We start from the raw sequence: 16,529 nt of genomic DNA, 5'->3' as shown, positions 1-16,529 counted from the left end.
TCTACGTTCTGTCGAAAGATGAAGGCGGCCGTCATACTCCGTTCTTCAAAGGCTACCGTCCACAGTTCTACTTCCGTACAACTGACGTGACCGGTACTATCGAACTGCCAGAAGGCGTTGAGATGGTAATGCCTGGTGATAACGTTTCTATGACTGTTACTCTGATCGCGCCAATCGCGATGGACGAAGGTCTACGTTTCGCTATCCGTGAAGGTGGCCGTACTGTAGGTGCGGGTGTTGTTGCTAAGATCGTTGCTTAATTTTAAGCCTCGATAGCACAATGCTAAAAAAAGGACGCTTCGGCGTCCTTTTTTAATGCCTATTTTTCAGCTAGTAACGCTGACGATGAAAGCATCAACGGTTTTCCTGTTAGCAAGCTCTATGTTCAATCGATAAATACAATTTGTAATGTGAACCATTCTCGTTTACATTCTCATAGTAGCTTAATGAGAGAGTTGTTCATGTACGTTTGTTTATGCCACGGAATATCAGATAAGAAAATTAAGAAACTTGCTTTCGAGCAGGGGGTTACAGATATCCAAGGTATTCGTCGTATCACCCCGCTGGGCTCCCAATGTGGAAAATGCATCCGCCCAACGAAAGAACTACTCAATGAGATCTCAACCATAGCCATGTTTAAGCAGGCCAGTTAGAAAGCGCCTCTGTCCCAATTGCGCGATTGACAGCGCCTTAATCAGTTCTACATTTAGTAGATGCTGAAAAAGGAGCGCGCGCGATGAAATCTGATCCAAAAATCATCCAACACCTCAACAAAGCCCTCGGCAATGAACTGATTGCCATCAACCAGTACTTCCTTCATGCCCGAATGTATAAAGATTGGGGATTAAAAGTACTCGCGGATAAAGAGTACGAAGAGTCAATTGATGAAATGAAACATGCGGACGATCTTATCGAGCGCATTCTTTTCCTCGAAGGCATCCCGAACCTGCAGGACCTCGGAAAACTGCGCATTGGTGAAGACACAAAAGAAATACTCGAATGCGATTTAGCGTTAGAGATGGATGCCATTCCAGACTTGAGAGATGCTATCGAATACGCCGAAAGCGTTCGAGATTACGTGTCTCGTGATTTGTTCAATCATATTCTTGAAGATGAAGAAGAGCATGTTGATTGGTTAGAGACTCAGCTTGGACTTATCGATAAAGTGGGAATTCAAAACTACAACCAAGCGCAGATGATAGAAGCTGAAGACTGATAGCTGAATAAATTGGCCTTCGATAGATATTTTTATCGAGGGCTTCCCCGCATCGTTTCATTTCTTATTTTTCATGAAAGCAATGGCTTATCTCTCAGCTTTGTTCTCTTCTGTAACCCCCTTTTTTCGTTCCTCTGACTATTTTTTGGACATGGCTTGCAAACGTATTTGTGATCTGTATAATGCCCGCACTGCCTGAGACAACACGTCTTTGTAAGTGCAGTTGTGAACCAATGAGCTCAGGAGGAAGACTGGTCGCTGTAGGCATTGCCTGATTAGTCTGTAATGTATACTCCGCTTATGTTCGCAGTCATGATAAATGGCTGACAATGTGTCGGAATTCGACACTACGGTTTCACATAAATCAATCGGCATTCCCTCGTCTTGACGCGGTAGAGTGGCGATATTGTTTGTGTAATTTTTTTATTTGGAGCTCTGTCTAATGCAGAACCAACGTATCCGTATCCGCCTGAAGGCTTTCGATCATCGTTTGATCGATCAGTCTACTGCGGAAATCGTTGAAACCGCCAAGCGCACTGGTGCGCAGGTACGTGGTCCAATCCCACTACCAACTCGTAAAGAGCGCTTCACCGTTCTTATTTCTCCGCACGTTAATAAAGATGCACGTGACCAGTACGAAATCCGTACTCACAAGCGTCTGATCGACATCGTTGAGCCAACAGATAAAACTGTTGACGCACTGATGCGTCTTGACCTTGCTGCGGGCGTTGATGTTCAAATCAGCCTAGGTTAAGAGGGGAATTAAGCATGATTGGTCTAGTCGGTCGTAAAGTGGGCATGACTCGCATCTTCACAGAAGAAGGCGTTTCAATCCCTGTAACCGTTGTAGAAGTAGAAACTAACCGTGTAACTCAGGTACGTACTCCTGAAGTAGATGGTTACTCTGCAATCCAAGTAACTTCAGGCGCTAAGAAAGCAAGCCGCGTAACTAAGCCAGAAGCTGGTCACTTTGCGAAAGCAGGTGTAGAAGCTGGTCGTGGTCTGTGGGAATTCCGTCTGGATGGTGGTGAAGAGTTCGAAGTTGGCGCTGAGCTAAACGTAGATCTGTTCGCAGAAATCAAGAAAGTTGACGTTACTGGTACATCTAAAGGTAAGGGCTTCCAAGGCGCTGTTAAGCGTTGGAACTTCCGTACTCAAGATATGACCCATGGTAACTCTTTGTCTCACCGTGCACCGGGTTCAATTGGCCAATGTCAAACTCCAGGCCGTGTATTCAAAGGCAAAAAAATGGCAGGTCACATGGGTGCTGAGCAGGTAACTACTCAAAACCTAGAGATCGTACGTGTTGACGCTGAGCGCAATCTGCTTCTTATTAAAGGTGCAGTACCAGGTGCTACAGGTGGCAACGTGATCGTTAAACCAGCCGTTAAAGCGTAACGTCGAGGAGTTAGTAATGGAATTGGTAGTCAAAGGCGCTGATGCGCTAACTGTCTCCGAAACTACCTTCGGGCGTGATTTCAACGAAGCCCTGGTTCACCAGGTAGTCGTTGCATACGCAGCCGGTGCCCGTCAAGGTACCCGTGCTCAGAAAACCCGTTCAGATGTACGCGGTGGTGGTGCTAAGCCATGGCGTCAGAAGGGTACTGGTCGCGCCCGTGCAGGTACAATCCGTAGCCCAATTTGGCGCTCGGGTGGTGTAACTTTCGCAGCTCGTCCTCAGGACCACAGCCAGAAAGTTAACAAGAAAATGTACCGTGGTGCTCTTAAGAGCATCCTGTCTGAGCTAGTTCGTCAAGATCGTCTGATCGTTGTTGACAACTTCTCAGTAGAAGCTCCAAAGACAAAAGAGCTGATCGTTAAGCTAAAAGAGCTTGAACTGACTGAAGCTCTGATCGTAACTGCAGAAGTTGATGAGAATCTGTTCCTTGCGGCACGCAACTTGTACAAAGTTGACGTACGTGATGCAGCAGGCATCGACCCAGTTAGCCTGATCGCTTTCGACAAAGTAGTTATGACTGCAGCAGCAGTTAAACAAGTTGAGGAGATGCTGGGATGATCACTGAAGAGCGTATTCTTAAAGTTCTACGTGCTCCGCACATCTCTGAAAAAGCAACCATGGCTGCTGAAAACGGTAACACTATCGTATTCAAAGTAGCGATGACTGCGACTAAGAAAGAGATCAAAGCGGCAGTTGAGAAACTGTTCGAAGTTGAAGTTAAGTCTGTAAATACTCTTATCACTAAGGGTAAGACCAAACGTCAAGGTATGCGCCAAGGTCGTCGTTCAGACGTCAAAAAAGCGTACGTTATCTTGAAAGAAGGTCAAGACATCGACTTCGCTGGCGGCGCTGAGTAAGACGGAGGAGTATAAAAAATGGCAATTGTTAAATGTAAGCCTACTTCACCGGGTCGTCGTCACGTCGTTAAAGTTGTTAACGCTGACCTGTACAAAGGTAAGCCTTACGCACCACTGCTAGAGAAAAACTCTAAGTCTGGTGGTCGTAACAACAACGGTCGTATCACAGTACGTCACATCGGTGGTGGTCATAAGCAACACTACCGTGTAATTGACTTCAAACGTACTAAAGACGGTATCCCAGCGAAAGTTGAGCGTCTTGAATACGATCCAAACCGTAGCGCGAACATTGCACTAGTGTTGTACGCAGACGGTGAACGTCGTTACATCATTGCACCTAAAGGCCTGAAAGCTGGTGACCAGATTCAATCTGGCGCAGATGCTGCGATCAAAGCGGGTAACACCCTGCCAATGCGCAACATCCCAGTAGGTTCTACTGTTCACTGTGTTGAACTGAAGCCTGGTAAAGGTGCACAGCTGGCTCGTTCAGCTGGTGCATACGCACAAATCGTTGCTCGCGACGGCGCATACGTAACCATCCGTCTGCGTTCTGGCGAAATGCGTAAGGTTCTTTCTGAAGGTCGTGCGACCATCGGTGAAGTTGGTAACGCAGAACACATGCTGCGTGAATTGGGTAAAGCTGGTGCAACTCGTTGGAAGGGCGTTCGTCCTACCGTACGTGGTGTAGCAATGAACCCAGTGGATCACCCACACGGTGGTGGTGAAGGTCGTACATCTGGCGGTCGTCACCCTGTATCACCATGGGGTATGCCAACTAAGGGCTTCAAGACCCGTAAGAACAAACGTACCGACAAGTACATCGTACGTCGTCGTAACAAGTAATTTTAAAGAGGATACGCCATGCCACGTTCTCTCAAGAAAGGTCCATTTATTGACCTGCACTTGCTGAAGAAGGTAGAGAAAGCGTTGGAAAGCGGTGACAAAAAGCCTGTTAAGACTTGGTCCCGTCGTTCAATGATCATCCCTCAGATGATCGGTTTGACCATCGCTGTCCATAATGGTCGTCAGCATGTACCTGTTTTCGTCACTGAAGAGATGATCGGTCACAAGCTGGGCGAGTTTGCACCAACACGTACTTATCGCGGCCATGCTGCAGATAAGAAAGCTAAGAAGCGTTAAGGGGTTAAGAAATGGAAGCTATTGCTAAACATCGCTTTGCTCGTATCTCGCCTCAGAAAGCACGTTTGGTTGCAGATCAAGTGCGCGGTAAAAACGTTGCACAAGCACTAGAAATTCTAACTTTCAGCAACAAAAAAGCTGCTGACCTAGTGAAGAAGGTTCTGGAATCTGCTATCGCAAACGCCGAGCATAACGAAGGTGCTGATATCGACGATCTTAACGTCGCTAAAATCTTCGTTGACGAAGGTCCTGTCATGAAGCGCATTATGCCTCGTGCAAAAGGCCGTGCCGATCGCATCTTGAAGCGTTCTAGCCACATCACTGTTGTTGTAGCAGACCGCTAAGAGAGTAGGAGAGAAAGCAATGGGTCAAAAAGTACATCCTAATGGTATTCGTCTTGGCATCTGTAAGCCTTGGAATTCCACCTGGTTTGCTAACAGCCAAGATTTCGCTGACAATCTAGACGGCGACTTCAAGGTACGTCAGTTCCTTACTAAAGAACTGTCTAAAGCGTCTGTATCTCGCATCGTTATCGAGCGTCCTGCGAAGAGCATCCGTGTGACTATTCACACTGCTCGTCCAGGTGTTGTTATCGGTAAGAAAGGCGAAGACGTAGAAAAACTACGCGCTCGCGTTGCTCAACTAGCCGGTGTACCTGCGCAAATCAACATCGCAGAAGTACGCAAGCCAGAGCTTGATGCTCAATTGGTTGGTGATAGCATCGCTTCTCAGCTAGAGCGTCGTGTTATGTTCCGTCGTGCTATGAAGCGCGCGGTACAAAACGCAATGCGTCTAGGCGCCAAAGGTATCAAAGTGGAAGTAAGCGGTCGTCTAGGCGGCGCTGAAATCGCTCGTACCGAGTGGTACCGTGAAGGTCGTGTGCCATTGCACACCCTTCGTGCTGATATTGATTACGCAACTTCTTCGGCTCACACCACTTACGGTGTAATTGGTATTAAAGTTTGGATCTTCAAAGGTGAAGTTCTAGGCGGTATGCCAGTTGCTGAGCCACAGGCTGACAAGCCTAAGAAGCAGCGTAAAGGCCGTAAGTAAGGAGTCTATCGATGCTTCAACCAAAACGTACTAAGTTCCGCAAGGCTTTTAAAGGCCGTAACCGCGGTCTTGCTTCAGGTACTGACGTAAGCTTCGGTTCCTTCGGCCTTAAGGCTGTTGGTCGTGGTCGTATTACTGCGCGTCAGATCGAAGCTGCACGTCGTGCAATGACTCGTCACATTAAGCGTCAGGGTCAAATCTGGATCCGTGTCTTCCCAGACAAGCCGATCACTACTAAACCTCTGGAAGTTCGTCAGGGTAAAGGTAAGGGTTCTGTGAGCTACTGGGTTGCACAAATCCAACCAGGTAAAGTCCTGTACGAGATGGATGGTGTTTCTGAAACTCTAGCTCGCGAAGCGTTCGAGCTAGCTTCACGTAAACTACCAATCAAAACCACTTTCGTAACTAAGGCGGTGATGTGATGAAAGCACAAGAACTTCGCGAAAAGAGCGTAGAGCAGCTTAATGAAGAGCTGTTGGGTCTGTTGCGTGAGCAATTCAGCCTGCGTATGCAAGCTGCAACTGGTCAACTTCAGCAAACTCACACTCTGAAGACTGTTCGTCGTGATATCGCACGTGTTAAAACCGTTCTGAACCAGAAGGGCAACGCATAATGAGCGACCAAATCCGTACTCAACAAGGCCGTGTAGTAAGCGACAAAGGCGATAAGTCTATCGTTGTTGCTATCGAACGCCAGGTGAAACACCCGATCTACGGTAAGTTCATCAAGCGTACAACTAAACTGCACGTTCATGACGAAAACAACGAATGCGCCCAAGGCGATACCGTTGAAGTTCGTGAGTGCCGTCCATTGTCTAAGACTAAGTCTTGGACTCTGGTACGCGTAGTTGAGAAAGCGCGCCTGTAAGGCAAACTTTCCAACGGTTAAAAATAAAACGGCTCCAACTGCGGGGCCGTTTATTTTTTATCTATTCATCTTAAAAAAATAGTGTTATTATTCGCCGCCCTTGTAAAGAGGCAGCCCGACCCGTGATGGGTCTAGATGTAATAACAGCGGAGCACTAACCATGATCCAAATGCAAAGTATGCTGGATGCAGCCGATAACTCCGGCGCTAAAAGCGTAATGTGTATTAAGGTGCTGGGTGGTTCACACCGTCGCTACGCCCATATCGGCGATGTCATCAAAGTTACCGTTAAGGATGCAATCCCACGCGGTAAAGTTAAAAAAGGTGATGTTCTGAAGGCGGTTGTAGTTCGCACCCGTAAAGGCGTTCGTCGTCCAGACGGCTCTGTCATTCGCTTCGACCGTAATGCTTGCGTCTTGTTGAACAACACGACAGAAGCACTTATCGGTACTCGTATTTTTGGCCCTGTGACACGTGAGCTTCGTGGCGATAAGTTCATGAAGATTGTGTCTCTAGCGCCTGAAGTTCTGTAAGGAGCGATTGAAATGGCAGCTAAAATCCGTCGTGAAGACGAAGTTATCGTTCTTACCGGTAAAGATAAAGGTAAGAAAGGTAAAGTATCGAAGGTTCTGACTACTGGTAAAGTTATCGTTGAAGGTATCAACCTAGTTAAGAAACACCAAAAGCCTGTACCGGCTCTTGGCCAACAAGGTGGCATTATTGAAAAAGAAGCCGCAGTTGACGTTTCTAACGTTGCTATCTACAACGCAGCAACTGGTAAAGCAGACCGTGTAGGCTTCCGATTTGAAGACGGCAAAAAAGTTCGTTTCTTCAAGTCGAATGGCGAAACTATTAAGTAAGTTTGGAGTAGTACTATGGCGAAACTGCATGATTACTACAAAGAGACTGTTGTAAAAGAACTTTCTGAAAAGTTTGAATACAAGAGTATCATGCAAGTCCCAAGGATCGAAAAGATCACCCTGAACATGGGTGTGGGCGAAGCAATCAACGATAAGAAACTGCTTGAGAACGCAGCTTCAGATATGACCACTATTACTGGTCAGAAGCCGCTTATCACTAAAGCACGTAAATCTGTCGCTGGCTTCAAGATCCGTGAGGGCTACCCGATTGGCTGTAAAGTAACCCTACGTGGCGAGCGTATGTGGGATTTCTTTGAGCGTTTGATTTCAATCGCTTTACCACGTGTGCGTGACTTCCGTGGCGTAAGTTCGAAATCTTTCGACGGTCGCGGTAACTACAGCATGGGCGTTCGTGAGCAAATCATCTTCCCAGAGATCGACTACGACAAAGTAGATCGTATCCGTGGTCTTGATATTACTATCACGACCTCTGCGGCGACTGATGAGGAAGGTCAAGCTCTGCTGGCTGCCTTTAACTTCCCATTCCGTAAGTAAGGTGAAGGGTTACTGTAATGGCTAAGCAATCAATGAAAGCGCGCGAAGTTAAACGCGCGAAGCTGGTAGCTAAGTTCGCTGAAAAGCGCGCTGCTCTTAAAGCTACCATCAAAAACGTTAACGCGACCGAAGAAGAGCGTTGGGACGCAGTCCTGAAGCTTCAAACTCTACCGCGTGATTCTGCAAAGTCTCGTCAACGTAATCGTTGTAACCAGACTGGGCGTCCACATGGCTACCTACGTAAATTCGGCCTTAGCCGAATCAAGGTCCGTGAAGCTTGCATGAAAGGCGAGATTCCGGGTCTGCGTAAGGCGAGCTGGTAATTGAATCACGGGAGTAAAGACTTATGAGCATGCAAGATCCGATTTCGGATATGCTGACCCGCCTTCGTAACGGTCAGGCAGCAGCTAAAGTTGCTGTAAAAATGCCTTCGTCAAAGCTAAAAGTGGCAATTGCTGAGCTGCTGAAAGCTGAAGGTTATGTGGCTGATTTCGCTGTAACTAGCGACGTTAAGCCAGAGCTAGAAGTTACTCTAAAGTACTTCGAAGCGAAACCAGTTATCGAGCAAATCCAACGTGTTAGCCGTCCAGGTCTGCGCATCTACAAGAAAAAAGATGAGCTGCCTTCTGTAATGGCTGGTCTGGGTATTGCTGTAGTATCAACTTCTAAAGGTTTGATGACCGACCGAGCAGCTCGCAAAGCGGGTCTGGGCGGCGAAATCATCTGCTACGTAGCGTAAGGAGTAGGAAATGTCTCGTGTTGCAAAAGCACCCGTAGTAATTCCTGCCGGCGTAGAGGTGAAACTTAACGGTCAGGAAATCACTGTTAAGGGTAGCAAGGGCGAACTAAGCCGTGTTATCAATGAAGCAGTGGTAGTAAGCCAAGAAGACAACGCTGTGACGTTTGCACCGCGCGAAGGTATTGTGAAGGCTAACGCCCAAGCAGGTACTGCACGTGCACTTGTGAACAACATGGTTGTTGGTGTTACTGAAGGCTTTACCAAGAAACTAATGCTGAAAGGTGTTGGTTACCGTGCCGCTATCAAGGGTAACGCAGTAGCTCTGACTTTGGGCTTCTCTCACCCTGTTGAGCACGAATTGCCTGCAGGCGTTAAAGCAGAATGCCCAAGCCAAACTGAGATTGTCCTTACTGGTATGGACAAGCAACAGGTTGGTCAAGTTGCTGCTGACATCCGCGCATACCGTCAGCCTGAGCCTTACAAAGGTAAAGGTGTTCGTTACGCTGACGAAGTTGTGCGTACTAAAGAAGCTAAGAAGAAGTAAGGTAACACTATGGATAAGAAAATTGCTCGTATCCGTCGTGCGACCCGAGCACGTCGCAAGATTGCTGAACTGGGTGCGACTCGCCTGGTAGTACACCGTACTCCACGTCACGTGTATGCACAGGTTATCGCTGCAAACGGCTCCGAGGTTATCGCTGCCGCTTCTACTTTAGAAAAAGCGATCCGTGAGCAACTTAAAGGCACCGGTAATAAAGACGCTGCTTCAGCTGTAGGTAAAGCTATTGCTGAACGTGCGCTGGAAAAAGGCATCGAAACTGTTGCTTTTGACCGCTCCGGTTTCCAATACCACGGCCGCGTGGCTGCACTGGCAGATGCTGCCCGTGAAGCTGGTCTGAAATTCTAAGGTAGGCGGAAAGATGGCTAACGAAAAACAACAAAGTGATTTGCATGAGAAGCTGATTGCTGTTAACCGTGTTTCAAAGACGGTTAAAGGTGGTCGCATCTTTAGCTTCACCGCTCTTACTGTAGTTGGTGATGGCAATGGTCGCGTAGGTTTCGGTTACGGCAAAGCCCGTGAAGTACCTGCCGCTATTCAAAAATCAATGGAAAAAGCGCGCCGTAACATGGTTACTGTTGCGCTGAACGAAGGTACTCTTCACCACGCTGTTAAAGGTCGCCACACTGGTTCTAAAGTGTACATGCAACCTGCATCAGAAGGTACGGGTATCATCGCCGGTGGTGCGATGCGTGCGGTTCTAGAAGTTGCGGGTGTTCGCAACGTTCTGGCGAAAGCATACGGTTCTACTAACCCAATCAACATCGTTCGTGCAACGATTGATGGTTTGGGTGGTATGAAGTCTCCAGAAATGGTAGCTGCTAAACGTGGCCTGCCTGTAAACGAAATTCTGGGGTAATTCGACATGGCTAAAACTATTAAAGTAACTCAGACACGTAGCTCTATCGGTCGTTTGCCGAAGCATAAAGCTACACTGCGTGGCTTAGGCCTTCGTCGCATCAACCACACTGTTGAGCTTGAAGATACTGCTTGCGTACGCGGCATGATCAATCAAGTTTACTACATGGTTAAAGTGGAGGAGTAATCACATGCGTTTGAATACTCTATCTCCGGCTGCGGGTTCTAAACCTTCTAAGAAGCGTTTGGGTCGTGGTATCGGTTCAGGCCTGGGCAAAACTGGTGGCCGCGGTCACAAAGGTCAGAAATCACGTTCAGGTGGTTCTGTACGCCCAGGTTTCGAAGGCGGTCAAATGCCTTTGAAACAACGTCTGCCAAAATTTGGTTTTACTTCTCGCAAGAGCCTAACTGCTGCAGAAGTTCGTCTAAGCGAACTAGCAAAAGTTGAAGGTGACGTAGTGAGCCTTGAAACTCTGAAAGCGGCTAACGTGATCACTAAAGACATTCGTACAGCGAAAATTGTACTGTCTGGTGAAATCGCGCGTTCAGTAACAGTTAAAGGTCTTCGCGTTACCAAAGGTGCTCAAGCTGCTATTGAAGCTGCTGGCGGTAAAATCGAGGAATAATTAGCTCGAGGACGAGGTACAGATGGCAAAACAACCAGGACAAAATTTTAACAGTGCAAAAGGTGGACTTGCGGAACTAAAAAGCCGTCTACTCTTTGTGGTAGGTGCGTTATTAGTATTCCGTGCCGGTTCTTTTGTGCCGATTCCTGGTATTGACGCTGCTGTACTTGCCGATCTGTTCGAACAGCAAAAAGGCACCATCATTGAGATGTTTAACATGTTCTCTGGTGGTGCACTCGAGCGTGCTTCTATACTAGCGTTGGGTATCATGCCGTATATTTCGGCATCGATCGTTGTCCAACTCTTGACCGTAGTACACCCAGCCTTGGCTGAGTTGAAAAAAGAAGGGGAGTCTGGTCGTCGTAAGATTAGCCAGTACACCCGCTACGGCACGCTTGTTTTAGCAACCTTCCAAGCAATTGGTATTGCTACAGGGTTGCCAAGTATGATCCCTGGTCTGGTCGAAAACCCAGGCTTCGGATTCTACTTTACTGCTGTTGTGAGTTTGGTTACCGGCACCATGTTTTTGATGTGGTTAGGTGAGCAAATCACTGAGCGCGGAATCGGCAACGGTATTTCCCTGATTATCTTCTCGGGTATCGTTGCAGGATTGCCATCAGCTATCGGACAGACAGCGGAGCAAGCACGTCAAGGTGAATTGCACGTGCTTCTTCTTCTGTTGATTGCGGTAATTGCTTTCGCTGTCATCGCGTTTGTAGTGTTCATGGAGCGTGGTCAACGTCGTATCGTCGTTAACTATGCCAAGCGTCAACAAGGCCGTCGTGTCTTCGCAGCGCAGAGCACTCACTTGCCATTAAAAATTAATATGGCAGGCGTAATCCCAGCGATTTTTGCATCAAGTATTATCCTGTTCCCAGGCACCTTGGCCCAATGGTTTGGCCAAAGTGAACAGTTTAGTTGGCTTGCTGATGTGTCTTTGGCACTTAGCCCTGGTCAACCTCTGTATGTAATCCTTTATGCAGCGGCGATTATCTTCTTCTGTTTCTTCTACACGGCGTTGGTTTTCAACCCGCGTGAGACGGCAGACAATCTGAAGAAGTCTGGTGCATTCGTACCTGGTATTCGCCCGGGCGAGCAGACTGCAAAGTACATTGATAAAGTAATGACTCGACTAACCCTTGCGGGTGCGTTGTATATCACCTTTATCTGTCTGATCCCCGAGTTCATGATGATTGCTTGGAACGTACGCTTCTATTTTGGCGGAACTTCCCTACTTATCGTAGTCGTGGTAATCATGGACTTTATGGCTCAAGTTCAGACACATCTGATGTCTCAACAATATGAGTCCGTGTTGAAGAAAGCCAATCTGAAAGGCTACGGCCGCTAACAGATTGACATCTACGGAGTTTAGCAATGAAAGTTCGTGCTTCCGTTAAGAAAATCTGCCGTAACTGTAAAGTGATCAAGCGTAACGGTGTCGTTCGCGTGATCTGCAGTGAGCCAAAGCATAAACAACGCCAAGGCTAATAGCAGAATATTTTTCTTGCAAAATTTAGGCAGGCTGGCTACATTAGCCAGCCCACCTTTTGTGTGTGCAAAAGAAGTGGTTTTGCCGCTGCGTATCCTACACGGGCTTTGCAGCGGTTCTTCTTGAAAAAGTACTAGGAGTGAATAGTGGCCCGTATTGCAGGCATTAACATTCCTGATCATAAGCATGCTGTAATCGCACTAACTGCGATCTACGGTATCGGTAAAACCCGTTCTCAAGCTATCCTAGCTGAGACAGGTATTGCTGAAAGCACTAAGATCAGTGAGTTATCTGAAGAGCAGATCGATCTACTGCGTGATGGCGTTGCCAAATACACTGTAGAAGGTGATCTACGTCGTGAAGTTTCAATGAACATCAAGCGTCTTATGGACCTTGGCTGTTACCGCGGTTTGCGTCATCGTCGCAGCTTGCCACTACGTGGCCAGCGTACGAAGACCAACGCACGTACCCGTAAGGGTCCGCGCAAACCGATCAAGAAATAATCGGGGTAGGTAGAAATGGCTAAACAACCAAATCGCGCACGTAAACGCGTACGCAAGCAAGTTGCTGATGGCGTAGCGCACATCCATGCGTCTTTTAACAACACAATCGTAACCATTACTGACCGTCAGGGTAATGCTCTAGCTTGGGCAACTGCAGGTGGTTCTGGTTTCCGTGGTTCTCGTAAATCAACTCCGTTCGCTGCACAGGTTGCTGCTGAGCGTTGTGGTGAGATGGCTAAAGAATATGGCCTGAAGAACCTCGAAGTTATGGTTAAGGGTCCAGGTCCAGGTCGCGAATCAACTATTCGTGCACTGAACGCGGCTGGTTTCCGCATCACTAACATTGTTGATGCGACTCCGATCCCACATAACGGTTGTCGTCCACCTAAGAAACGTCGCGTATAACGCTGTTTCTTAGAATTCTGGAGAAAGATCATGGCAAGATATTTGGGTCCTAAGCTGAAGCTTAGCCGTCGCGAAGGTACTGACTTGTTCCTAAAGTCAGGCGTACGCGCGATTGATACCAAGTGTAAAATTGATAACGCCCCAGGCGTACACGGCGCTCGTCGCGGTCGTCTGTCTGATTACGGCGTTCAGCTTCGTGAGAAGCAAAAAGTTCGTCGTACTTACGGCGTTCTAGAAAAACAATTCCGTAACTACTACAAAGAAGCTGCACGCCTGAAAGGCAACACAGGTGAAAACCTGCTGCAACTTCTAGAAGGTCGTCTAGACAACGTAGTTTACCGCATGGGCTTCGGTGCAACTCGCGCTGAATCACGTCAGCTGGTAAGCCACAAGGCGATCCTAGTAAACGGCAAAGTGGTTAACGTTCCTTCTTTCAAGGTAACGGCCAACGACGTTGTTAGCATTCGTGAGAAAGCTAAGAACCAAGCACGCATTAAAGCAGCTCTTGAAATTGCTGCTCAGCGCGAGCTGCCAACTTGGATCGAAGTAGACAGCAACAAAATGGAAGGCACTTTCAAGCGCCTACCAGAGCGTTCAGATTTGTCTGCTGACATCAACGAACACCTGATCGTCGAGCTTTACTCTAAGTAAGGCTAAACTAAAGAGAGGACACAATGCAGGGTTCTGTAACAGAATTTCTTAAGCCGCGTCTAGTTGACATCGAACAAGTAAGCTCGACGCACGCAAAAGTAACTCTTGAGCCGCTAGAGCGTGGCTTTGGTCACACACTAGGTAATGCTCTACGTCGCATCCTACTGTCATCTATGCCTGGTTGCGCAGTGACTGAAGTAGAAATTGATGGCGTGTTGCACGAGTACAGCACCAAAGAGGGTGTACAGGAAGATATCCTGGAAATCCTGCTTAACCTTAAAGGCCTAGCCGTTAAGGTAGAGGGTAAAGATGAAGTCATTCTTACTCTTAATAAGTCTGGTGCAGGCCCTGTTGTTGCAGGCGACATCACCCACGACGGTGGTGTTGAGATTGCGAACCCAGAACACGTAATCTGCCACTTGACTGACTCAAATGCTGAAATCAGCATGCGAATCAAGGTAGAGCGTGGTCGCGGCTATGTACCAGCGTCAGCCCGTATTCACACTGAAGAAGACGAGCGCCCTATCGGCCGTCTGCTTGTTGATGCGACGTTCAGCCCAGTAGACCGTATTGCTTACAATGTTGAAGCAGCACGTGTTGAACAGCGTACTGACCTAGACAAGTTGGTTATCGATATGGAAACCAATGGTACGCTTGATCCTGAGGAAGCCATTCGTCGTGCAGCAACAATTCTTGCTGAACAATTGGATGCATTCGTAGATCTTCGTGATGTACGAGTTCCTGAAGAGAAAGAAGAGAAGCCAGAGTTCGATCCGATCCTACTGCGTCCTGTAGACGATCTTGAACTAACTGTTCGCTCTGCTAACTGTTTGAAAGCAGAAGCGATCCACTACATCGGTGATCTGGTACAGCGCACTGAGGTTGAGCTTCTTAAGACGCCTAACCTTGGTAAAAAGTCTTTGACTGAAATTAAAGACGTGCTGGCTTCACGTGGTTTGTCTCTGGGTATGCGCCTGGAAAACTGGCCTCCAGCATCAATCGCTGAAGATTAATCAGATACTGATTACTTAGTTAGAAGGATTAGGTCATGCGCCATCGTAAGAGTGGTCGTCAACTCAATCGCAACAGCAGTCATCGTAAAGCGATGTTCAGCAACATGGCTAGCTCTCTGGTAACTCACGAAGTTATCAAAACTACTTTGCCAAAAGCAAAAGAGCTGCGCCGCGTAATTGAGCCATTGATTACCCTAGCAAAGAACGACAGTGTTGCTAACCGTCGTCTTGCATTCGCTCGCACTCGTAACGACGAAGTTGTAGCGAAGCTGTTCAACGAACTAGGTCCACGTTTTGCCTCTCGTGCAGGCGGTTACACTCGCATTCTGAAATGCGGTGTTCGCGCAGGCGATAAAGCCCCTATGGCTTACATCGAGTTGGTAGACCGTCCTGAGCAATCTGCTGAGGAAGCTGCTGAATAAGCACGCGGAACCTATCGAATAAAAAGCCAGGCGTAAGCCTGGCTTTTTATTTATCTAAAGATCTTAAGTCCCACTCATTCTTCATCTTTGTTTCTCTTCTATTCATTGTCCCTAGTTTGTCACTTTTAGGTTGACTTCTATATAGGGAAGGGCAACGCTTTTCTACATCTACATCTACATCTACATCTACATCTACATCTACATCTACATCTACATCTACATCTACATCTACATCTACATCTACATCTACATCTACATCTACATCTACATCTACATCTACAATCTCCAGCTGTCACACTTAACTAAGTTCGAAGCTGTAAGTATTTAGCCACTCTTGAGGTGATGACTATAGCAAGTGGAAAGACAGGCTGAGGGGGAGGCCTTGAGCAAAAATAATAGATATACACCGCTGCTTGTGGGGTAGCTGTTGATAAGATGTGTGAAAAGAGGGTGTTCGATTGTGATCTGTCCAAAGAGGCACTTTTTTATAAGAAATCATAAAAAAGCCCTTGCCAAGATCTGAACCGTCCCTATAATGCGACCTCACTGACACGGCGACCTACTACATACGGAACTGGCCACTGGATCAGGATGGCGAAACGGGTTCAAAATTGATTGAAAATAAACGCTTGACGTGACCTTATCAATCAGTAGAATGCCCGCCTGCTTCAACGGAAAAGCCCAGTGCTTATCGCGGTTGAAGGGAGTCAACAAGACGTTTTGGATGTGGTGAACACCACGCTGAAAAATCTCAAAATTTCTTCTTGACTTCATCGCCCGGCAGCGTAAAATTCGCAGCCCTGACGATGAGAAGCGAACGCTTCTATAGTCAACGTTCTTTAACAATTTGACCTATACAATCTGTGTGGGCACTCGTATTTGATAGACATAAAGATTTATCAATGCACTGAGTGACCAAGATGGTGGAACTTTTCGAAGTGATGCTATCAACACAGCAATGCAGTTTTGCCTACGGGCAAAAAAGTAATTCAGTATTCATTGAGCGTTAGAACTGTTTCTTCGGAAATGGTGATAACAACAAAATTCTAATTGAAGAGTTTGATCATGGCTCAGATTGAACGCTGGCGGCAGGCCTAACACATGCAAGTCGAGCGGCAGCGACAACATTGACCCTTCGGGTGATTTGTTGGGCGGCGAGCGGCGGACGGGTGAGTAATGGCTGGGAACCTGCCCTGACGTGGGGGATAACAGTTGGAAACGACTGCTAATACCGCATGATGTCTACGGACCAAAGAGG

The 16,529-nt window shown here is 47.4% G+C and carries 31 protein-coding genes and 1 rRNA gene; all 32 read left to right on the top strand.

Annotation, left to right across the window (positions count from 1 at the left end; translation table 11 throughout):
- Positions 1-260 (top strand): EF-Tu C-terminal domain-related protein (locus EQP46_RS00250; RefSeq protein ID WP_476729638.1); only part of this gene is annotated, 260 nt, incomplete at its 5' end.
- Positions 261-461: 201 nt separating this feature from the next.
- Positions 462-653: a (2Fe-2S)-binding protein gene (locus EQP46_RS00245; protein WP_129491736.1), complete on the top strand. Its 192-nt coding sequence runs from the start codon at positions 462-464 to the stop codon at positions 651-653.
- Positions 654-736: 83 nt separating this feature from the next.
- Positions 737-1,216: a bacterioferritin gene (gene bfr / locus EQP46_RS00240; protein WP_017014393.1), complete on the top strand. Its 480-nt coding sequence runs from the start codon at positions 737-739 to the stop codon at positions 1,214-1,216.
- Between the two features lie 442 nt (positions 1,217-1,658).
- Entirely contained in the window at positions 1,659-1,970 is a 312-nt protein-coding gene (rpsJ, locus tag EQP46_RS00235; RefSeq protein ID WP_005501283.1) for a 30S ribosomal protein S10, read from the top strand.
- A 14-nt stretch (positions 1,971-1,984) separates the two neighbouring features.
- Entirely contained in the window at positions 1,985-2,614 is a 630-nt protein-coding gene (gene rplC, locus EQP46_RS00230; protein ID WP_129491735.1) for a 50S ribosomal protein L3, read from the top strand.
- Positions 2,615-2,630: 16 nt separating this feature from the next.
- Positions 2,631-3,233, top strand: a complete 603-nt coding sequence (gene rplD / locus EQP46_RS00225; RefSeq protein ID WP_017009794.1) for a 50S ribosomal protein L4 — start codon at positions 2,631-2,633, stop codon at positions 3,231-3,233.
- Positions 3,230-3,532: a 50S ribosomal protein L23 gene (gene rplW, locus EQP46_RS00220; RefSeq protein WP_129491734.1), complete on the top strand. Its 303-nt coding sequence runs from the start codon at positions 3,230-3,232 to the stop codon at positions 3,530-3,532. The genes rplD and rplW overlap by 4 nt, the downstream gene beginning before the upstream one ends.
- Positions 3,533-3,550: 18 nt before the next feature.
- Positions 3,551-4,375 carry a 50S ribosomal protein L2 gene (gene rplB / locus EQP46_RS00215; RefSeq protein ID WP_017009795.1) on the top strand — a complete coding sequence of 275 codons (825 nt, stop codon included), beginning with the start codon at positions 3,551-3,553 and terminating at the stop codon, positions 4,373-4,375.
- A gap of 18 nt (positions 4,376-4,393) precedes the next feature.
- A complete protein-coding gene (gene rpsS, locus EQP46_RS00210; protein WP_016962015.1) occupies positions 4,394-4,672 on the top strand; it encodes a 30S ribosomal protein S19 in 279 nt (92 codons plus the stop codon).
- An 11-nt stretch (positions 4,673-4,683) separates the two neighbouring features.
- Entirely contained in the window at positions 4,684-5,016 is a 333-nt protein-coding gene (gene rplV / locus EQP46_RS00205; RefSeq protein ID WP_129491733.1) for a 50S ribosomal protein L22, read from the top strand.
- 19 nt (positions 5,017-5,035) lie between these two features.
- Complete coding sequence (gene rpsC / locus EQP46_RS00200; protein WP_002541419.1) at positions 5,036-5,725, top strand: 30S ribosomal protein S3; 690 nt, start codon at positions 5,036-5,038, stop codon at positions 5,723-5,725.
- 11 nt (positions 5,726-5,736) lie between these two features.
- The gene (gene rplP / locus EQP46_RS00195) at positions 5,737-6,147 is read left to right on the top strand and encodes a 50S ribosomal protein L16 (RefSeq protein ID WP_129491732.1); all 411 of its coding nucleotides are present in this window, start codon (positions 5,737-5,739) and stop codon (positions 6,145-6,147) included.
- Complete coding sequence (rpmC, locus tag EQP46_RS00190; RefSeq protein WP_017009798.1) at positions 6,147-6,338, top strand: 50S ribosomal protein L29; 192 nt, start codon at positions 6,147-6,149, stop codon at positions 6,336-6,338. Before rplP ends, rpmC begins: the two co-directional genes overlap by 1 nt.
- Positions 6,338-6,592 (top strand): 30S ribosomal protein S17, encoded by a 255-nt coding sequence (rpsQ, locus tag EQP46_RS00185; RefSeq protein WP_129491731.1) that lies wholly within the window; start codon positions 6,338-6,340, stop codon positions 6,590-6,592. The genes rpmC and rpsQ overlap by 1 nt, the downstream gene beginning before the upstream one ends.
- Positions 6,593-6,752: 160 nt before the next feature.
- On the top strand, positions 6,753-7,124 hold the full coding sequence (rplN, locus tag EQP46_RS00180; RefSeq protein ID WP_017009800.1) for a 50S ribosomal protein L14: 372 nt from the start codon (positions 6,753-6,755) through the stop codon (positions 7,122-7,124).
- 12 nt (positions 7,125-7,136) lie between these two features.
- Complete coding sequence (rplX, locus tag EQP46_RS00175; RefSeq protein WP_017009801.1) at positions 7,137-7,451, top strand: 50S ribosomal protein L24; 315 nt, start codon at positions 7,137-7,139, stop codon at positions 7,449-7,451.
- 15 nt (positions 7,452-7,466) lie between these two features.
- Positions 7,467-8,006: a 50S ribosomal protein L5 gene (gene rplE, locus EQP46_RS00170; protein ID WP_017009802.1), complete on the top strand. Its 540-nt coding sequence runs from the start codon at positions 7,467-7,469 to the stop codon at positions 8,004-8,006.
- A 17-nt stretch (positions 8,007-8,023) separates the two neighbouring features.
- Entirely contained in the window at positions 8,024-8,329 is a 306-nt protein-coding gene (rpsN, locus tag EQP46_RS00165; protein WP_129491730.1) for a 30S ribosomal protein S14, read from the top strand.
- Between the two features lie 23 nt (positions 8,330-8,352).
- On the top strand, positions 8,353-8,745 hold the full coding sequence (rpsH, locus tag EQP46_RS00160) for a 30S ribosomal protein S8 (RefSeq protein WP_129491729.1): 393 nt from the start codon (positions 8,353-8,355) through the stop codon (positions 8,743-8,745).
- Positions 8,746-8,755: 10 nt separating this feature from the next.
- Positions 8,756-9,289 carry a 50S ribosomal protein L6 gene (gene rplF, locus EQP46_RS00155; protein ID WP_129491728.1) on the top strand — a complete coding sequence of 178 codons (534 nt, stop codon included), beginning with the start codon at positions 8,756-8,758 and terminating at the stop codon, positions 9,287-9,289.
- A 9-nt stretch (positions 9,290-9,298) separates the two neighbouring features.
- A complete protein-coding gene (gene rplR / locus EQP46_RS00150; RefSeq protein WP_017009806.1) occupies positions 9,299-9,652 on the top strand; it encodes a 50S ribosomal protein L18 in 354 nt (117 codons plus the stop codon).
- A gap of 13 nt (positions 9,653-9,665) precedes the next feature.
- Positions 9,666-10,163, top strand: a complete 498-nt coding sequence (gene rpsE, locus EQP46_RS00145) for a 30S ribosomal protein S5 (RefSeq protein WP_129491727.1) — start codon at positions 9,666-9,668, stop codon at positions 10,161-10,163.
- A gap of 6 nt (positions 10,164-10,169) precedes the next feature.
- Positions 10,170-10,349: a 50S ribosomal protein L30 gene (rpmD, locus tag EQP46_RS00140; RefSeq protein WP_002541431.1), complete on the top strand. Its 180-nt coding sequence runs from the start codon at positions 10,170-10,172 to the stop codon at positions 10,347-10,349.
- A gap of 4 nt (positions 10,350-10,353) precedes the next feature.
- On the top strand, positions 10,354-10,788 hold the full coding sequence (gene rplO, locus EQP46_RS00135; RefSeq protein ID WP_074928856.1) for a 50S ribosomal protein L15: 435 nt from the start codon (positions 10,354-10,356) through the stop codon (positions 10,786-10,788).
- A 22-nt stretch (positions 10,789-10,810) separates the two neighbouring features.
- Positions 10,811-12,136: a preprotein translocase subunit SecY gene (secY, locus tag EQP46_RS00130; RefSeq protein ID WP_017009808.1), complete on the top strand. Its 1,326-nt coding sequence runs from the start codon at positions 10,811-10,813 to the stop codon at positions 12,134-12,136.
- A 26-nt stretch (positions 12,137-12,162) separates the two neighbouring features.
- Entirely contained in the window at positions 12,163-12,276 is a 114-nt protein-coding gene (rpmJ, locus tag EQP46_RS00125) for a 50S ribosomal protein L36 (protein WP_000868186.1), read from the top strand.
- Positions 12,277-12,423: 147 nt separating this feature from the next.
- Positions 12,424-12,780 carry a 30S ribosomal protein S13 gene (gene rpsM, locus EQP46_RS00120; protein WP_129491726.1) on the top strand — a complete coding sequence of 119 codons (357 nt, stop codon included), beginning with the start codon at positions 12,424-12,426 and terminating at the stop codon, positions 12,778-12,780.
- A 15-nt stretch (positions 12,781-12,795) separates the two neighbouring features.
- A complete protein-coding gene (rpsK, locus tag EQP46_RS00115) occupies positions 12,796-13,185 on the top strand; it encodes a 30S ribosomal protein S11 (protein ID WP_002541534.1) in 390 nt (129 codons plus the stop codon).
- Positions 13,186-13,215: 30 nt separating this feature from the next.
- Positions 13,216-13,836 (top strand): 30S ribosomal protein S4, encoded by a 621-nt coding sequence (gene rpsD, locus EQP46_RS00110; RefSeq protein ID WP_129491725.1) that lies wholly within the window; start codon positions 13,216-13,218, stop codon positions 13,834-13,836.
- A gap of 23 nt (positions 13,837-13,859) precedes the next feature.
- The gene (locus EQP46_RS00105) at positions 13,860-14,849 is read left to right on the top strand and encodes a DNA-directed RNA polymerase subunit alpha (RefSeq protein WP_002541536.1); all 990 of its coding nucleotides are present in this window, start codon (positions 13,860-13,862) and stop codon (positions 14,847-14,849) included.
- Positions 14,850-14,884: 35 nt separating this feature from the next.
- Positions 14,885-15,271, top strand: coding sequence for a 50S ribosomal protein L17 (gene rplQ / locus EQP46_RS00100; protein WP_017009811.1), 387 nt, complete (start codon positions 14,885-14,887; stop codon positions 15,269-15,271).
- A gap of 1,047 nt (positions 15,272-16,318) precedes the next feature.
- Positions 16,319-16,529, top strand: a 16S ribosomal RNA gene (locus EQP46_RS00095); the annotation flags it as partial.

The organism is Enterovibrio baiacu, from assembly GCF_004120195.1.
In the GTDB taxonomy this organism is placed as follows: domain Bacteria; phylum Pseudomonadota; class Gammaproteobacteria; order Enterobacterales; family Vibrionaceae; genus Enterovibrio; species Enterovibrio baiacui.
This window is presented reverse-complemented; position numbering and strand designations above follow the sequence as displayed.

Coding starts and splice junctions, on each gene's coding strand:
- rpsJ (WP_005501283.1), top strand. CDS start 1,659: ATGCAGAACCAACGTATCCGTATCCGCCTGAAGGCTTTCGATCATCGT.
- rpmC (WP_017009798.1), top strand. CDS start 6,147: ATGAAAGCACAAGAACTTCGCGAAAAGAGCGTAGAGCAGCTTAATGAA.
- rplQ (WP_017009811.1), top strand. CDS start 14,885: ATGCGCCATCGTAAGAGTGGTCGTCAACTCAATCGCAACAGCAGTCAT.
- rplC (WP_129491735.1), top strand. CDS start 1,985: ATGATTGGTCTAGTCGGTCGTAAAGTGGGCATGACTCGCATCTTCACA.
- bfr (WP_017014393.1), top strand. CDS start 737: ATGAAATCTGATCCAAAAATCATCCAACACCTCAACAAAGCCCTCGGC.
- rplE (WP_017009802.1), top strand. CDS start 7,467: ATGGCGAAACTGCATGATTACTACAAAGAGACTGTTGTAAAAGAACTT.
- rpsE (WP_129491727.1), top strand. CDS start 9,666: ATGGCTAACGAAAAACAACAAAGTGATTTGCATGAGAAGCTGATTGCT.
- rplV (WP_129491733.1), top strand. CDS start 4,684: ATGGAAGCTATTGCTAAACATCGCTTTGCTCGTATCTCGCCTCAGAAA.
- EQP46_RS00245 (WP_129491736.1), top strand. CDS start 462: ATGTACGTTTGTTTATGCCACGGAATATCAGATAAGAAAATTAAGAAA.
- EQP46_RS00105 (WP_002541536.1), top strand. CDS start 13,860: ATGCAGGGTTCTGTAACAGAATTTCTTAAGCCGCGTCTAGTTGACATC.
- rpmD (WP_002541431.1), top strand. CDS start 10,170: ATGGCTAAAACTATTAAAGTAACTCAGACACGTAGCTCTATCGGTCGT.
- rplF (WP_129491728.1), top strand. CDS start 8,756: ATGTCTCGTGTTGCAAAAGCACCCGTAGTAATTCCTGCCGGCGTAGAG.
- rpsQ (WP_129491731.1), top strand. CDS start 6,338: ATGAGCGACCAAATCCGTACTCAACAAGGCCGTGTAGTAAGCGACAAA.
- rplX (WP_017009801.1), top strand. CDS start 7,137: ATGGCAGCTAAAATCCGTCGTGAAGACGAAGTTATCGTTCTTACCGGT.
- rplD (WP_017009794.1), top strand. CDS start 2,631: ATGGAATTGGTAGTCAAAGGCGCTGATGCGCTAACTGTCTCCGAAACT.
- rpsD (WP_129491725.1), top strand. CDS start 13,216: ATGGCAAGATATTTGGGTCCTAAGCTGAAGCTTAGCCGTCGCGAAGGT.
- rplW (WP_129491734.1), top strand. CDS start 3,230: ATGATCACTGAAGAGCGTATTCTTAAAGTTCTACGTGCTCCGCACATC.
- rpmJ (WP_000868186.1), top strand. CDS start 12,163: ATGAAAGTTCGTGCTTCCGTTAAGAAAATCTGCCGTAACTGTAAAGTG.
- secY (WP_017009808.1), top strand. CDS start 10,811: ATGGCAAAACAACCAGGACAAAATTTTAACAGTGCAAAAGGTGGACTT.
- rpsC (WP_002541419.1), top strand. CDS start 5,036: ATGGGTCAAAAAGTACATCCTAATGGTATTCGTCTTGGCATCTGTAAG.
- rplP (WP_129491732.1), top strand. CDS start 5,737: ATGCTTCAACCAAAACGTACTAAGTTCCGCAAGGCTTTTAAAGGCCGT.
- rpsN (WP_129491730.1), top strand. CDS start 8,024: ATGGCTAAGCAATCAATGAAAGCGCGCGAAGTTAAACGCGCGAAGCTG.
- rplB (WP_017009795.1), top strand. CDS start 3,551: ATGGCAATTGTTAAATGTAAGCCTACTTCACCGGGTCGTCGTCACGTC.
- rplN (WP_017009800.1), top strand. CDS start 6,753: ATGATCCAAATGCAAAGTATGCTGGATGCAGCCGATAACTCCGGCGCT.
- rplO (WP_074928856.1), top strand. CDS start 10,354: ATGCGTTTGAATACTCTATCTCCGGCTGCGGGTTCTAAACCTTCTAAG.
- rplR (WP_017009806.1), top strand. CDS start 9,299: ATGGATAAGAAAATTGCTCGTATCCGTCGTGCGACCCGAGCACGTCGC.
- rpsH (WP_129491729.1), top strand. CDS start 8,353: ATGAGCATGCAAGATCCGATTTCGGATATGCTGACCCGCCTTCGTAAC.
- rpsS (WP_016962015.1), top strand. CDS start 4,394: ATGCCACGTTCTCTCAAGAAAGGTCCATTTATTGACCTGCACTTGCTG.
- rpsK (WP_002541534.1), top strand. CDS start 12,796: ATGGCTAAACAACCAAATCGCGCACGTAAACGCGTACGCAAGCAAGTT.